This is a genomic window from Pseudomonas sp. B111, from assembly GCF_026428275.1.
Lineage (GTDB): Bacteria > Pseudomonadota > Gammaproteobacteria > Pseudomonadales > Pseudomonadaceae > Pseudomonas > Pseudomonas aeruginosa.
In genome coordinates, this window is record NZ_CP097857.1 from 2,863,233 (window position 1) to 2,877,216 (window position 13,984).

Consider the following 13,984-nt stretch of genomic DNA (forward strand, 5'->3'; position numbering starts at 1 on the left):
GAACTCCGGGCAAAAGTCCCAGCTCTCCGCCGTACGCGTCGCTACTTGCCGGCCTCCCCGCCGCTCTCCGGCACGTAGATCATCCGTCCGTCGGCCAAGCGGTAGGTCACCCCGGCGCGGCTGCCCTGCCCTTCGCCGATCTCGCCGCTGGCCTGGTAGCGCTTCAGCTCCTTGCCGTCCTTGACCAGCATGCGCATGTCCGCCTCGCCGGGATTCTCGACCACCACCACCTTGTCCTGGCTGAACGGGTTGAGCGGGTTCTGCACGATGACGATCAGGAGGATGCCGATCACCACCAGGAACAGGTCGATCAGGTTGACCATCGAGAGGATCGGGTCGTCCGCCTCGTCGTGTTCGAGGAAGCGCATCAGCCGGCCTCCCGCGCGCGTTCGACGGCGCGCAGTTCCTGGAGCAGCCAGCGGCGACGCACGGTAAGGATGAAGAAGGTGATGCTGGCGGCGACCAGGGCCAGGATCACCGCGGAAAACGCCACCACCAGGTTCTCGCCGATCCCCTGGGCGTCGTTGCGGGTCAGCGCCAGCAGCGCCGGCCCCATGGGGATCATGGTCGCCACCAGGCCGAGCATCGGCGCGCTGCGCGAGGTGACCCGCAGCCATTCCAGGCGCTGCATGATCCACAGTTCGAGGTCGTCGCTGTTGCCGCCATGCTGCGCCTGCCAGGCCGCCAGGCGCGAGCGGTAGCGCCCGCGACGGCGCTGCCAGGCTTCCATGGCGAAGCCGCCGAGGGCGACGAAGGCGTAGGCCAGCGCAGCGAGGATCAACAGCAGCACCGGCAGCAGGAACAGGCGGGTGAGTTCGTAGAGGCTGGTTTCCAGACCATTCATGAGCGATTTTCCATCGGACGACGATTGACTACGGATTGCCGGACGGCGCCGGCGGCGAACAGCGCGAGCAGCACGGCGGCGGTCAGCCGGAGCCACGGCTGCGGCTCGCCGGACGGCGGCGGCGCGACTTCTTCGAGGACGCGGCCGCTGACCGTTTCGCCGGCACCGGACGCGGCCGCGCCCTCTGCCTGCGCCGCGGCCTCGCCGAAACCGCCGGCCATCCGTTCGATGAATTCACGGGTGGTCGCCGCGCCGACCTCGCCGGCGCCGGCGCCGGCGGCCGCCAGTTGCCGCCAGCGCTCGGCCAGTTCGCGGCGGGTCTGCTCGCTGGCGTCCCAGTAGCCCTTGCGGATGGCCTCGGCCATGCGCGCGATGATCTGCGCCTGGGCGGTCGGATTGTGCGTTTCGAACCACTCGGCGAGACCCAGCTCGCGGCGGTCCATGACGAAGGTGTCGTGCAACGCCTGCCACTGGTCGGCGCGGACCATGGTGCGATCCGCCGCCTGCCAGCCCCACAGGTTGTTGGCCAGGTCGAGCATTTCCAGGCTGCCGGCGTAGCCCTCGCGCTGCATCGCGGCGATCCACTGCGGGCTGAGGTAGCGCCCGCGCAGCTCGCTGGCGAGGAACTGCGCGGCGGCCGTGGTGCGCGGCTGGCGCTGGCGCAGGTCGGCGATGTACAGCGCCGGGCTGGCGCCGTCGAGGTGGCGTACCGCCAGTGACAGGCCGCCGAGGTACTCGAACGGGTGGTCGGTGGAGAGCACGCCGTTGAGCGTCGAGGAGCGCGAGAGGATCGCCGCCTGTACGCCCTTCAACTGTTCGGCGAACAGGTTGCCGCCATCCAGCTTCACGCCCCAGTCGCGACTGCCATAGGCGTATTGCAAGCGCCCGAGGAACTGCTCGGCGAGCGCCGAGTCGTCGTCCCAGCGGGTGGAGTCGAGGGTCAGTTGCGTGACCCCGGTGCCGTAGTCGCCCGGCGCATTGCCGAACAGCCGCAGGCGCGACAGGCGCTGCGCCAGTGGCGCTTCGACGCCGCGTTCGCGCAGGCGCCGCTCCAGCGCCTGGCTGTTGCGCGCCAGCGGGTTGCCCGGCTCGTCCAGCGCGGCGAGGCGCTCGATGGCCTCGGCGAGCAGGCGCATGAAGCCGTCGAACTGGTCGCGGTAGACACTGGTCACCTGTAGCACCACGTCCACCCGTGGACGCCCCAGTTCCGCCGCCGGCACGATGTCCAGCGCCAGCAGGCGGCCACCGGCGTCCCAGCGCGGGCGCAGGCCGAGGGCGTGCAGCGCCTGGCTTTCGACGATGCCCAGGTGGCGCATGGTTTCCGACGACCAGAGGCTGAAGGCGAGCTTTTCCGGCGCCCTGCCCTGGTGCTCGGCGCGGTAGCTTTCCAGCAGTTGGCCGAAGGCCTCGGCGCCGGCTTCGTAGGCGGCGCGGGTCGGTACCTTGTCGGCCTCGAAGGCGAACAGGTTGCGCCCGCTGGGTACCTGCGGATTGCGGATCGGATCGCCGCCCGGCCCGGGCGCGACGAAGCGCCCGGCGAGGCCGGCGAGCAGCGCCTCCAGTTCGCCGGTGTCGGCGAGCTGGCGGTCCAGTTCGCGGGCGCGCAGCAACTGCTCGCGCAGGCGCGGATCGGCCACCTTGGCGATCTCGCCACCGTCGCGCAGGTAGCGTTGCAGCGTGCGGTAGGCACGACCTTCCCGCAGCGCCCTGAAATCGGCGGCGAACAGTTCGTCGGGGTCGAGACCGAGCGCGCGGTAGTAGGGCTCGCCGAGCTGCTGCATGACGGTGCCCAGGCGCAGCTCCGGCGAGGCGGCGACACCGAAGGTGTGCAGCCCCAGCGGCATCGCCGAGCCGGCCAGTCGGTGCAGGTGGTCGTGGAGCACACCGAGGAACGCCGGGAAATCCTCGCGCATCGCTGCCTCGCTCCAGCCCAGGTCGTCGTTCATGTGCGCCGCCCGCACCGCCGCGCGGATCTGCTCGGCGCTGCGTTCGCGCACCGCGCCCTCGTCCAGTTGCTGGTATTCGTGGATCAGCTGGTGCAGGTCGCGCAGTTCGTCGTACAGCCCGGCCGGGGCGAACGACGGCGTCTGGTGGCTGACGGTGACCGCGCGCCCGCGCCGGCGCGCCTGGATCGCCTCGCCAACGTTGTCCTGGATGTACGGGTAGAACACCGGCAGGTCGCCGAGCGCCCGCAGCGGGTAGTCGCCCACCGCCAGCCCGCGGTCCTTGCCGGGTAGCCATTCCTGGGTGCCATGGGTGCCGAAATGGATCAGCGCGTCGGCGCCGAAACCCTCGCGGACGAACTGGTAGACCGCCAGGTAGAGATGGTCCGGCGGCACCGCGCTGTCGTGGTAGGCCTCGCCCGGACGGCCGGCGCGCGGCGGCTGCGGCAACAGCAGCAGATTACCCAGGCGCGCCGCCGGGAACACGAAGCGTCGCTGGCCGTCGATATCGCGCAAGGCCCAATGTCGACGCGGGTCGCCCCAGCGCGCGCGGATCTGCTCGCGCAGATCCGCCGGCAGCGCCTCGAACCAGTGCAGGTAGGCGTCCAGCGGCAGGCTCGCGGCGAGGCCGTCGCGATACAGCGCGTCCAGGGTCTGCGGTCGGTAGTAGCCGCCGAGCAGGCGCTGGGCAGTATCGATCAGCGCGCTTTCGTCGCTCGTCGCAACCCGGTAGCCGGCCGCCCGCAGCGCTTCGCCGAGACGGGCCAGGCTGGCCGGTACATTGAGATGCGAGGCGGCGACGTTCTTCTCGCCCTCCGGGTGGTTCCAGAACATCAGCGCCAGGTGCTTGTCCGCCGCCGGCAGGCGACGCAGGCGCAGCAGCCGGTCGAGCTTGTCCAGCAGGGCCTCGGCCTGCCCGGCCATCAGCTTCGGCTCGCCGTTCTCCAGGGCGCTGATCACCAGCGGATCGCTCATTCCCCAGGTTTCCGGCATGCCGAGGAAGGCCGCCGCGGTACGCGGCGCCACCCCGCTGGAGGCGGCCAGCCAGTCGGCCTCGTTGCCGTCGCGGTAGCCGAGGGTCTGCAATACCGGCACGTCCAGCGCGAGGAACTCGGCACGGCGCGCCGGGCCGTTCTGCAGGTGCTGCAGGTTGACCAGCGCCTGGACATCGGCGCCAGCGAAGGACTTCCTCAACGCTTCCGGATCGCTGTCGTCGAACCACACCGCCAGCGGCGCCTGGCCGTGCCGCTCGCTACGCCGCAACAGTTCGTCGATGGCGCCGGTCTGGGCATCGGCGATGGCGCCGCGCGGGATCAGGAAGGCGATGCGCGGGGCGTCGCTGGCCCAGCGCGAGGCGCCCCAGGCCAGGTAGTCGGCGAGGCCGGCGAACGGCGCCGGTGCGTCGGGATGATAGAAGCCGGCCTGCGCCAGGGGCTGCGGCGCCGGCAACGCGTCGACGGGCAGGCCGGCATGCCAGCGTCGGACCGCCTCGAACAGCCGGCGCAGGTTGGCTTCGCCGCCGTTCGCGTAGTAGCCGACCAGGCGCCCGCCCAGCGCCGCCGGCAGGTTGCCGAAGCCCGGAGGACCGCCGCCGACGCGGATCCAGGGTTGCGTCCCGCCTTGCAAGCGCTCGCCCAGCGCCTGCTCGACCTGGGCGCGATCGGTCGGCCGCGGTGTGTCGAGGATCAGCAGGTCGCCGCCGTCCAGCCAGTCGCCGGGCGGCGCCTCGCCGATGCCGAGGCGCAGGCCGCGCAACTCGACACCGGCCTCGCGCGCCCAACCGGCTAGGCGCTGGTGCTTGCCCGGGAGGACGAAATCGCTGCTGAGCAGACGCACCTGGGCCGGCTCCGCCCAGGCACAGAGACTGGCCAGCAGCGCGCCGCAGAAGAGTAGCGAACGGCGCATCAGAAGCTCGCCACCAGACCGAGATGGAAGGTCCGCCCAGGTTCGGCATAGGTGAAGTGCGTGTCGTCGTCGGCCAGGCGCTGGTCGCCAAGGTTCTCGATGCCGCCGCGCAGCGTCAGGTTCTCGCTGAGTTTCTGGCTCAGCTCCAGGTGCCACAGGCTGTAGGCCGGCAAGGCGTAGCCGACGTTGCTGCTGTAGGCCACCTGGCTGCCGACGTATTCGGTACGCAACTGGGCGCTGAAGCGCGCATTGGGGCTCCAGCGCAATTGGCTGTTGGCGAGGTGCCGGGAGCGGTCGCCGAGGCGCTGGCCGGCGGTGCGGTTGCGCGCGTCGAGGTAGGTGTAGTTGAGTTCCCAGCGCAGGTCCGCCGGCAGGTCCACGCCGCCGCCCAGCTCGAGGCCGCGGATCCGTGCCCTGTCGACGTTCTCGTAGTTGCGCACCTCGCCGCCGCGCACCCCGCAGCGTGCTACGCAGACGGTCTGGATCAGGTCGCGGACATCGTTCTCGAACACCGTGCCCTTCAGCGACCAGCCGTCGCCCTGGTAGTCGGCGCCCAGTTCGTAGGACGTATTGGTCTCCGGCTTCAGGTCGGGATTGCCGTAGATGGTGAAGCGCCCGCCGCCGCCGACCGCCGCATACTCCGGCGATAGCTGCTTCAGGCTCGGCGCCTTGTAGCCGCGACCGACGCCGGCGCGCAGGGTCAGCGCATCGGAAAGGTGGTGCAGCAGGTACAGGCGCGGACTGCTTTCCCAGCCGAACGCCTCGTGCTTGTCGAAGCGGCTGCCGAGGGTCAGCGACCAGTCCGGGCCGAAGGCGATCTCGTCCTGCAGGAACAACGCCTTGTGTCGCGCGCTGGCGTCGCCGGCGGTATTCACCGAGCGATCCTCCAATTCTTCCTTGCGCCATTCGCCGCCGAGGGTGAAGAGATGTCGCTCGAAGGCCGGCACGCTGAGGTGGCCGTCGACCACGCTGTCGGTAAGGCGCTGCGGGTTGCTCGGCGGTTGTCCGTCGGAACGCGCGTTGTGCCGCTCCAGGCGGTTGCGGTAGGTGCGCAGCTGGCTGCTGCCCCAGTCCCACTGGCCATTGTGGGCGAGCGACCAGCGCTCGCGTTCGATCACGTCGCGCGACTCGTAGTAGCGCGAGCGCGGCCCCCCGGTCTCGCTGTTGCGCCAGCGTCGTTCGCGCCCGCGCTGGTGGCCGAGGTCGATGCGCTGGGCGTCGTCCGGGGTCCAGCTGAGGTTCAGCCCGCCGCTGTCGGCGTTGCCGCCTTCCAGCTCGGAGAGCCGGCGCTCGTCGGCGTCCGGGGTTTCCTGCTGGCGGCGGCTCTCGCCGTTCAGGGCGAGGCCCAGCTTGCCGGGGACCAGCGGCCCGGCGAGATAGGCGCCGAGCTGGTGGCTCTGCCCGCCGAGGCCGTCCTCGCGCACGCCGCCATCGAGCAGGCCGCTGCCCGTCCAGGTATCGGTGGCGCGCCGGGTGATCACGTTCACCACTCCGCCGAGGGCTTCCGAACCGTAGAGCGAGGACATCGGTCCGCGTACCACCTCGATGCGCTCGATGCTCTCCACCGGCACCCAGCCGAGGTCGAAGTCGGAATGGGCGATGGCCCCGGACGAGGTGGAGATCCGCTGGCCGTCCACCAGCACCAGGGTGTGCTCGCTGGACATGCCGCGAACGCTGATGCCCCGCCGGGACATGCCGACGCCGTTGAACTGCAGGCTTTCCGAACCGCGCAGGGCTTCCTGCAGGTCGCGCACCGGGCGCCGCCGCAGGTCCTCGGCGGCGATCAGCGAAACGCTGGCCGGGGCGTCGCGCAGCTTGCGCTCGGTAGTGGTGGCGCTGACCACCGTCGGCTCCAGGTCGACCGGCGCGGCCAGCGCCAGGCAGGGAAGCATGTAGAGGAACGGCACGGCGCGGGCCAGCCGCAGCGGAGGAAGACGGTGCGGGGAGGAATGGGGGGTCATGGTCGGCAGGTATGAATTATGAATATTCATAAGTTATAACATAACATTTCTTCGAATGAAGAATGCCCGCCGTTTCTTCTTCATCGAGGAGAGGGAACGTCTCGCTCGCCGTATCCCTCGAAGCACAGGACCCCACTCTCAACCGGGCATGCCCCCCAGGAGGAAAGATGACCGCAACCGATCAGATCATGGCGCTCCTCGAACGCTGGGACCGCCAGCAGGAGGGCTACATCCGCCAGCGCGAGGAGCGCTACGAGGCGATGTTCCAGTTGCTCGAAGACCTCTTCGGCCACGACGGGCGCTTCACCGCCATCGACGCCGCCTGCGGCCCGGGCTCCCTCGGCCGGCGCCTGCTCGAACGCTTCCCGGCGGCGCGGGTGGTGGCGCTGGACGCCGACGTCATGCTGCTGGAGATCGCGCGTACGGCGCTGGCCGGTTTCGCCGAGCGGGTCCGCGTGGTGGAGTGCGACCTCACCGATCCAGGCTGGACCGAACGGGTCGCCGAAGCGCGCGAGTCCCTCGCCGGCGAACGGCCCGCGGCGCTGCTCTCTTCCACCGCGTTGCACTGGCTGTCGCCCGCCGAACTCGCCGGGTTCTACGCCCAGGCCGGCGAGCTGCTCGCCCCCGGCGGCGTGCTGCTGAACGCCGACCACATGCGCTACGACCGACGCTGGCCGGGACTCGCGGAATTGTCCCGGAAGCACCGCGAGCGGGTCCTCCAGGCTTCCGTGGCCAGCGGCGCGGACAGTTGGGAAGACTGGTGGCAACGCGCCGCGCAGATCCCCCGGCTGGCCCCGCTGAAGGCGCAGCGCGACGCCCATTTCGCGCGGCGCCCGCTCAGGCGCGCCAGCGAAGACGAAGACTGCTCGCTCGATTTCCATCTCGCCGCCCTGCGCCAGGCGGGCTTCGCCGAGGCCGCCACGGTCTGGCAGCAGTTGGACAACTACGTGGTCTTCGCCCGCCTCGCCCAGGCCTGATACGCCGTCACCCGGGCGCGGGGAATACCTCCAATGGAACCCGGGCAATCCGCCGGACGTTGACGCAGATCAAGGCCGGCTCGGCGTCGCTCGCCAGAATCCACAACATCTTGTTGTTTTGCAAAATCAAAACACATCATGTTGTGGAGAGATTGAAATGACCCAGCCCCGGAAGGCTACCTGGCCGGCCACCCTGCTCAAGCGCAACGGACGTGAAGTCCCCTTCGATCCCGGCAAGATCGAACGCGCCATCGCCGCCGCCGGCCAGGCCACCGGCGAGTTCGACCCGCAGCAGGCGCAGGCGCTCGCCGAACGCGTGGTGAAACGCCTGCCGGAACGCGCCTGCCTGGATATCGAACGGGTCCAGGACCTGGTCGAACGGGTGCTGATGGAGGCCGGCCACTACCCCACGGCGCGCGCCTACGTGGTCTACCGCGAACGCCACGGCCGGCTGCGCCGCGAGCGCAAGACCCTGGTAGACGTCGCCGCGTCGATGAACGAATACCTTTCCCGCGAGGATTGGCGGGTGCGCGCCAACGCCAATCAGGGCTATTCCCTCGGCGGGCTGATCCTCAACGTATCCGGCAAGGTCACCGCGAACTACTGGCTGGACGAGGTCTACGATGCCGACATCGCTGCCGCCCACCGCGACGCCGACCTGCATATCCACGACCTCGACATGCTCGCCGGCTATTGCGCCGGCTGGTCGCTGCGCACCTTGCTGAACGAAGGCCTGAACGGCGTGCCGGGGCGGGTCGAGGCCGGTCCGCCGAAGCACCTGGGCAGCGCCCTGGGGCAGATGGTCAACTTCCTCGGCACCCTGCAGAACGAGTGGGCCGGGGCCCAGGCCTTCAGCTCCTTCGATACCTACCTGGCGCCCTACGTGCGCAAGGACCGCCTCGACTACGCCAGCGTGCGCCAGGCCCTCCAGGAGTTCATCTACAACCTCAACGTGCCGTCGCGCTGGGGCACCCAGACGCCCTTCACCAACCTGACCTTCGACTGGGTCTGCCCGGACGACCTGCGCGACCAGGTGCCGCGCATCGGCGGCGAGGAGATGCCCTTCGCCTACGGCGAGCTGCAGGCCGAGATGGACCTGATCAACCGCGCCTACATCGAGGTGATGCAGGCCGGCGACGCCCATGGCCGGGTGTTCACCTTCCCGATCCCGACCTACAACATCACCCACGACTTCCCCTGGGACAGCGACAACGCCACGCGCCTGTTCGAGATGACCGCGCGCTACGGCCTGCCCTACTTCCAGAACTTCCTCAACTCGGACATGCAGCCCAACCAGGTGCGCTCGATGTGCTGCCGCCTGCAACTGGACGTGCGCGAACTGCTCAAGCGCGGCAACGGCCTGTTCGGCTCGGCGGAGCAGACCGGCTCGCTGGGCGTGGTGACGATCAACTGCGCGCGCCTGGGCTATCGCCACCGTGGCGACGCCGCCGGCCTCTACCGCCAGCTCGACCACCTGCTCGAACTCGCCTTCGCCAGCCTGGAGCTGAAGCGCAAGGTGATCCAGCAGCACATGGATGCCGGCCTCTATCCCTACACCCGACGCTACCTGGGTACCCTGCGCAACCATTTCTCCACCATCGGCGTGAACGGCCTGCACGAGATGGTGCGCAACTTCAGCGACGACCGCGAGGGACTGCACAGCGAAGCCGGGCGCGAGATGGCCCTGGCCCTGCTCGATCACGTGCGCGCGCGGCTGGTGGCTTTCCAGGAGAACAGCGGGCACCTCTACAACCTGGAAGCCACGCCCGCCGAGGGCACCACCTATCGCTTCGCCCGCGAGGACCGCAAGCGCTATCCGCGCATCCTCCAGGCCGGCACGCCGGAGGCGCCCTACTACACCAACTCCTCGCAACTGCCGGTGGGCTTCACCGACGACCCGTTCGAGGCGCTGGAGCTGCAGGACGCCCTGCAATGCAAGTACACCGGCGGCACCGTGCTGCATCTCTACATGGCCGAGCGGATTTCCTCCGCCGAAGCCTGCAAGACCCTGGTGCGCACCGCCCTCGGTCGCTTCCGCCTGCCGTACCTGACCGTCACCCCCACCTTCTCGATCTGCCCGCGGCACGGCTACCTGGCCGGCGAGCACGAGTTCTGCCCGAAGTGCGACGAGGAGCTGCTGCAACGCTCCACGCCCAAGAGCTGTTGCGGCGGCTGCGGCGGTTGAGTCGCCTGTCGTTCCTTTCATCCACCAGCAAGGAGTACCACCGATGAACCCCAACCAGTTGCCCGAAAGCCAACGCCAGCGCTGCGAAGTCTGGACCCGCGTGATGGGCTACCACCGTCCCGTGGCAGCGTTCAATGCCGGCAAGCAGTCCGAGCATCGCGAACGCCGCCATTTCCGCGAGACGCGATGAGCGCCACGCTCAGGGTCGGGGGCCTGGTGCCCCTGACCACCCTCGACTACCCCGGCCTGCTCGCCTGCGTGCTGTTCTGCCAGGGCTGCGCCTGGCGCTGCCGCTACTGCCACAACCCGGAACTGATCGCGCCGCGCGGCGCGGAGGAAATCCCCTGGCCACGCCTGCTCGACTTCCTCCGCCGACGCCAGGGCCTGTTGCAGGCGGTGGTCTTCAGCGGCGGCGAGGCGACCCTGCAGGCGGCCCTCGGCAACGCCATGCGCACGGTCCGCGAACTGGGCTTCCGCGTCGGCCTGCACAGCGCCGGCATCAACCCCCGCGCCTTCGCCCGGGTGCTGGCGCAGAGCGACTGGGTGGGCTTCGACGTCAAGGCGCCGGCCGAGGACGTCGCCGCCATTACCGGCGTGGACGGCAGCGGCGCGGCCAACTGGCGCAGCCTGGAATACCTGCTGGACAGCGGCGTGGCCTACGAATGCCGGACCACGGTGCACTGGCGCTTGTTCGATAGCGAACGCCTCTGGCGCCTGGCGACGCGCCTGCGCGAGATGGGCGTGGAGCGCTTCGCCGTACAACTGGCGCGCCCGGCCCGCCAGCTCGATCCGCAGCTTCTCGCGAAGCCCGCGCCGCAGGGCGCTGCGCAGCTATGGCGAGAACTGGAAGAGCTGTTTCCCGCCTTCGAACTGCGCGACGCCTGAGCCTCCGGTTCAGCGGCGTCGCTCGGGCCTGCCAGCTCGCTCGGACAGGGCGGGCAGTCCCGACCAGACCTGCCCTTCACAAGACTCATACGATCGTACGAGAGCACCTTCTCGATTCCTAGTTGCGTCCAATTGTCGCGGACGGCGCCGCTCGCCACCCTTGCTCCAGATTCAGCGACCCCGGACCCGCGCCATGAAACTCACGCTCACCCCTCCCCTGACCCCCAGCCACTGGATGCGCTCGACCGACCTGGCCGACGCCGCCAGCGCCCCCCTCGTCGGCACCCACTCGGCGGACGTGGCGATAGTCGGCGGCGGTTTCGTCGGGCTCTGGACCGCCATCACCCTCAAGCAACTGGAGCCGGACGCACGGGTCCTGCTGCTGGAGCAGGACGTCTGCGGCGGCGGCGCTTCCGGCAGGAACGGTGGTTTCGTGATGTCCTGGTGGCCGAAGATCGGCACCTTGCTGGGCTTCTGCAGCGAGGCGCAGGCGCGCTTCCTTGGCGAAAGCGCGGAGCGGGCGATCCAGGAACTCGGGGAGTTCTGTGCGCGGCATGACATCGATGCGCACTTCCAGCAGAAGGGCTGGCTGTGGACCGCCACCACGGCGCACCACCTCGACGCCTGGAACGATACCCTCGCCGCCTGCGAACGGCTCGGCGTCAGTCCCTTCGAACGCCTCGACGCCAGCGAAGTGGCACGCCGGACCGGTTCGCCGGTGCATCTCGCCGGGGTCTTCGAGCGCAGCAATGCCACCGTGCAACCAGCCTTGCTGGTGCAAGGCATGCGCCGCGTGGCGCTGGCCCTCGGCGTGGAAATCCACGAGCGCTGTGGCGTCAGCCAGATCGTTCCCGGCCAGCCGGCACAGCTGCTGAGCGCCGGGGCCCGGGTCCAGGCCAAGGCGGTGGTTCTCGCGACCAACGCCTGGTCGGCCGCCCTGCCCAGGCTCTCCAGGCTGATCGTGCCGGTGAACAGTTCCATCGCGGTTACCGAGGCGATACCGCAACGGCTGGAGCGAATCGGCTGGACCGGCGGGGAAGCCATCACCGATTCCCAACTGATGGTGGACTACTACCGCACCACCCGCGACGGGCGCATCGCCTTCGGCAAGGGCACCGGCGCCATCAGCTACGGCTCGCGCATCGGCCGGGTATTCGACGTCGACCGGGAGAGCCTGGCCCTGACCGAGGCCGACTTCCGCCGCACCTATCCCTCGCTAGGCGACATCCCGCTGGTCGACGGCTGGTCCGGCCCCATCGACCGTACCTACGACAGCCTGCCGGTCTTCGGCCACCTGCACGAGAACATCCACTACGGCATCGGCTGGAGCGGCAACGGCGTGGGACCGAGCCGCCTGGGCGGGCGGATCCTCGCCAGCCTCGCCCTCGGCCGCGACGACCCGTGGAGCCGTTGTCCGCTGGTAGAACGCCGCTGCCGGAGCTTCCCCCCCGAGCCGCTGCGCTACCTGGGTGGCTCCCTGGTGCGCAACGCCGTCCTGCGCAAGGAACGCGCGGAACTCGCCGGTACCGCGCCCTCGGCCACCGACCGCTTTCTCGCGCGCTTCGCCCCCGCCGGCCTTGAAGACAAATCCTGAGGAGCCCATGGCATGAACCCTTCGCTCATCCGTCTCGACGACGAAAGTCCTTTCACCTCGCCCACGCCCGTCGGCCAGCCCCTGGGCGAACCGGTAGCCCTGACCCGTACCGCGGCCCACCGCCCGCTCGCCGACGGCAACGGCGTGACCGGCATCTGGGAATGCACCCCGGGGCGCTTCCGCCGACAGGTCGAGCAGGCCGAGTACAGCTACATCGTCAGCGGTGAAGGTCGCTTCACCCCGGACGAGGGCCAGGCCGTGGAGTTTCGCGCCGGCGACGCACTCTATTTCGCCGCTGCCACCCAGGGCACCTGGGACATCCGCCGGACCGTGCGCAAGACCTACCTGATCTTCGACTGACCCCGAAGAACCGAACTCCACCGCCCTGACAGAGGAAACAAGAAATGGGTATGCGAGAAGCGAACGACAACGCATCGGGCCTCAAGGCCCATCCCCTGGGCTCGCTCGAGACGATCGCGATCATCATCGGCACCAACATCGGCGCCGGCGTGCTGAGCATGGCCTACGCCGCCCGCAAGGTCGGCTACGTGCCGTTGCTGGTATGCCTGGCCCTGACCTGCCTCTTCTGCATCGTCACCATGCTCTACGTGACCGAAGCCTGCCTGAGAACCCGCGGCAACAACCAGCTCAGCGGCCTCTCCCGGCGTTACCTGGGCCCGCTCGGCGGCTGGCTGATCTTCATCGCGGTGGCGGCCAACAGCTACGGGGCCCTGGTCGCCTACATGACCGGCAGCGGCAACATCATGCTCGAGTTCTTCGGCCAGTACGGCCTCACGCGCGAGGTCGGCAGCCTGATCTTCTTCGTCCCCTCGGCGCTGGTGCTCTACCTGGGCCTGAAGGCGCTCGGCGTGGGCGAGAAGCTGATCAGCGCCGGCATGGTGGCCATCGTCTGCATCCTCATCGGCGCTACCCTGATGCACGACGACGCCCGTCTCGCCCACCTTTGGCAGAGCCAGTGGCAATACGTGGTTCCAGTGTTCAACCTGGCGGTCTTCGTGTTCGGCGCGCAGTTCCTGGTTCCGGAGCTGGTGCGCGGCAACCTGGCAACCCCCGGGCGCGTGCCGCGCCTGATCGTGGTCGGCATGCTGCTGACCTTCCTGCTGGTGGCGGCCATTCCTGCCTCGGTCATCGCCCTGGTCGGCCCCGACAACCTCAGCGAGGTGGCGACCTTGAGCTGGGGACGCTCCCTCGGCCAATGGGCCTACTACGTGGCGAACACCTTCGCCTTGCTGGCGATGCTGACCTCCTACTGGGGACTCGGCGGGTGCCTGTTCACCAATATCTTCGACCACTTCCGCCTGGGCAGCGAAACCAACCGGCGCAAACGCCTGGCGGTGCTCGCCGCGGTCTCGGTCCCGCCGTTCCTGCTGGCCTATGCGGGGCTCGGCGGCTTCGTGAACGCGCTGTACTTCGCCGGTACCTTCGGCGGCGTACTGATGGGCATCATCCCCATCCTCCTGCTCAACGCGGCGCGGCGCCACGGCGACCAACTGCCGGCATTCAGCTGCGGCTGGTATGCCCATCCGCTGATACAGGGGCTGATCGTCCTGGTGTTCGCCTCCAGCGGGGTCTATGCGATCGCCTCGGCACTGGGGATGCTGCCCGCCAGTTGGTGACAGGGCGCGCTGCCTGCGCCCGGGGCGATTACACTGAAAGCCCATGCCTGGAG

At 69.4% G+C, this 13,984-nt stretch carries 11 protein-coding genes; 7 read left to right on the forward strand and 4 right to left on the reverse strand.

Annotated features, from left to right (window positions below; all coding sequences use genetic code 11):
- Nucleotides 1–41: 41 nt before the first annotated feature.
- From M6E97_RS13225 to M6E97_RS13240, 4 genes are read right to left on the reverse strand one after another with little or no spacing between them, the layout of a single operon-like run.
- Entirely contained in the window at nt 42–368 is a 327-nt protein-coding gene (locus M6E97_RS13225; protein WP_003088238.1) for a DUF2149 domain-containing protein, read from the reverse strand.
- On the reverse strand, nt 368–844 hold the full coding sequence (locus tag M6E97_RS13230) for a MotA/TolQ/ExbB proton channel family protein (RefSeq protein ID WP_015503068.1): 477 nt from the start codon (nt 842–844) through the stop codon (nt 368–370). Before M6E97_RS13230 ends, M6E97_RS13225 begins: the two co-directional genes overlap by 1 nt.
- Nucleotides 841–4,692, reverse strand: coding sequence for a cobaltochelatase subunit CobN (gene cobN / locus M6E97_RS13235; RefSeq protein ID WP_034005621.1), 3,852 nt, complete (start codon nt 4,690–4,692; stop codon nt 841–843). Before cobN ends, M6E97_RS13230 begins: the two co-directional genes overlap by 4 nt.
- Nucleotides 4,692–6,653, reverse strand: coding sequence for a TonB-dependent receptor domain-containing protein (locus tag M6E97_RS13240; RefSeq protein ID WP_023112486.1), 1,962 nt, complete (start codon nt 6,651–6,653; stop codon nt 4,692–4,694). The genes cobN and M6E97_RS13240 overlap by 1 nt, the downstream gene beginning before the upstream one ends.
- A 167-nt stretch (nt 6,654–6,820) precedes the next feature.
- Here M6E97_RS13240 and M6E97_RS13245 point away from each other — a divergent pair, with 167 nt between their 5' ends.
- The 7 genes from M6E97_RS13245 (at nt 6,821) to M6E97_RS13275 (ending at nt 13,931) form a co-directional block, all read left to right on the forward strand.
- Nucleotides 6,821–7,630 (forward strand): class I SAM-dependent methyltransferase, encoded by an 810-nt coding sequence (locus M6E97_RS13245; protein WP_015503071.1) that lies wholly within the window; start codon nt 6,821–6,823, stop codon nt 7,628–7,630.
- A 157-nt stretch (nt 7,631–7,787) separates the two neighbouring features.
- On the forward strand, nt 7,788–9,815 hold the full coding sequence (locus M6E97_RS13250; protein WP_023112487.1) for a ribonucleoside triphosphate reductase: 2,028 nt from the start codon (nt 7,788–7,790) through the stop codon (nt 9,813–9,815).
- A 43-nt stretch (nt 9,816–9,858) separates the two neighbouring features.
- Complete coding sequence (gene nrdD, locus M6E97_RS13255) at nt 9,859–10,005, forward strand: anaerobic ribonucleoside-triphosphate reductase (RefSeq protein ID WP_003111560.1); 147 nt, start codon at nt 9,859–9,861, stop codon at nt 10,003–10,005.
- Complete coding sequence (locus tag M6E97_RS13260) at nt 10,002–10,700, forward strand: anaerobic ribonucleoside-triphosphate reductase activating protein (protein WP_023112488.1); 699 nt, start codon at nt 10,002–10,004, stop codon at nt 10,698–10,700. The genes nrdD and M6E97_RS13260 overlap by 4 nt, the downstream gene beginning before the upstream one ends.
- 193 nt (nt 10,701–10,893) lie before the next feature.
- Nucleotides 10,894–12,294, forward strand: coding sequence for an NAD(P)/FAD-dependent oxidoreductase (locus M6E97_RS13265; protein ID WP_003160106.1), 1,401 nt, complete (start codon nt 10,894–10,896; stop codon nt 12,292–12,294).
- Between the two features lie 12 nt (nt 12,295–12,306).
- Complete coding sequence (locus M6E97_RS13270; RefSeq protein WP_021264670.1) at nt 12,307–12,654, forward strand: cupin domain-containing protein; 348 nt, start codon at nt 12,307–12,309, stop codon at nt 12,652–12,654.
- A gap of 44 nt (nt 12,655–12,698) precedes the next feature.
- On the forward strand, nt 12,699–13,931 hold the full coding sequence (locus M6E97_RS13275; RefSeq protein WP_003088197.1) for an aromatic amino acid transport family protein: 1,233 nt from the start codon (nt 12,699–12,701) through the stop codon (nt 13,929–13,931).
- Nucleotides 13,932–13,984: the final 53 nt, after the last annotated feature.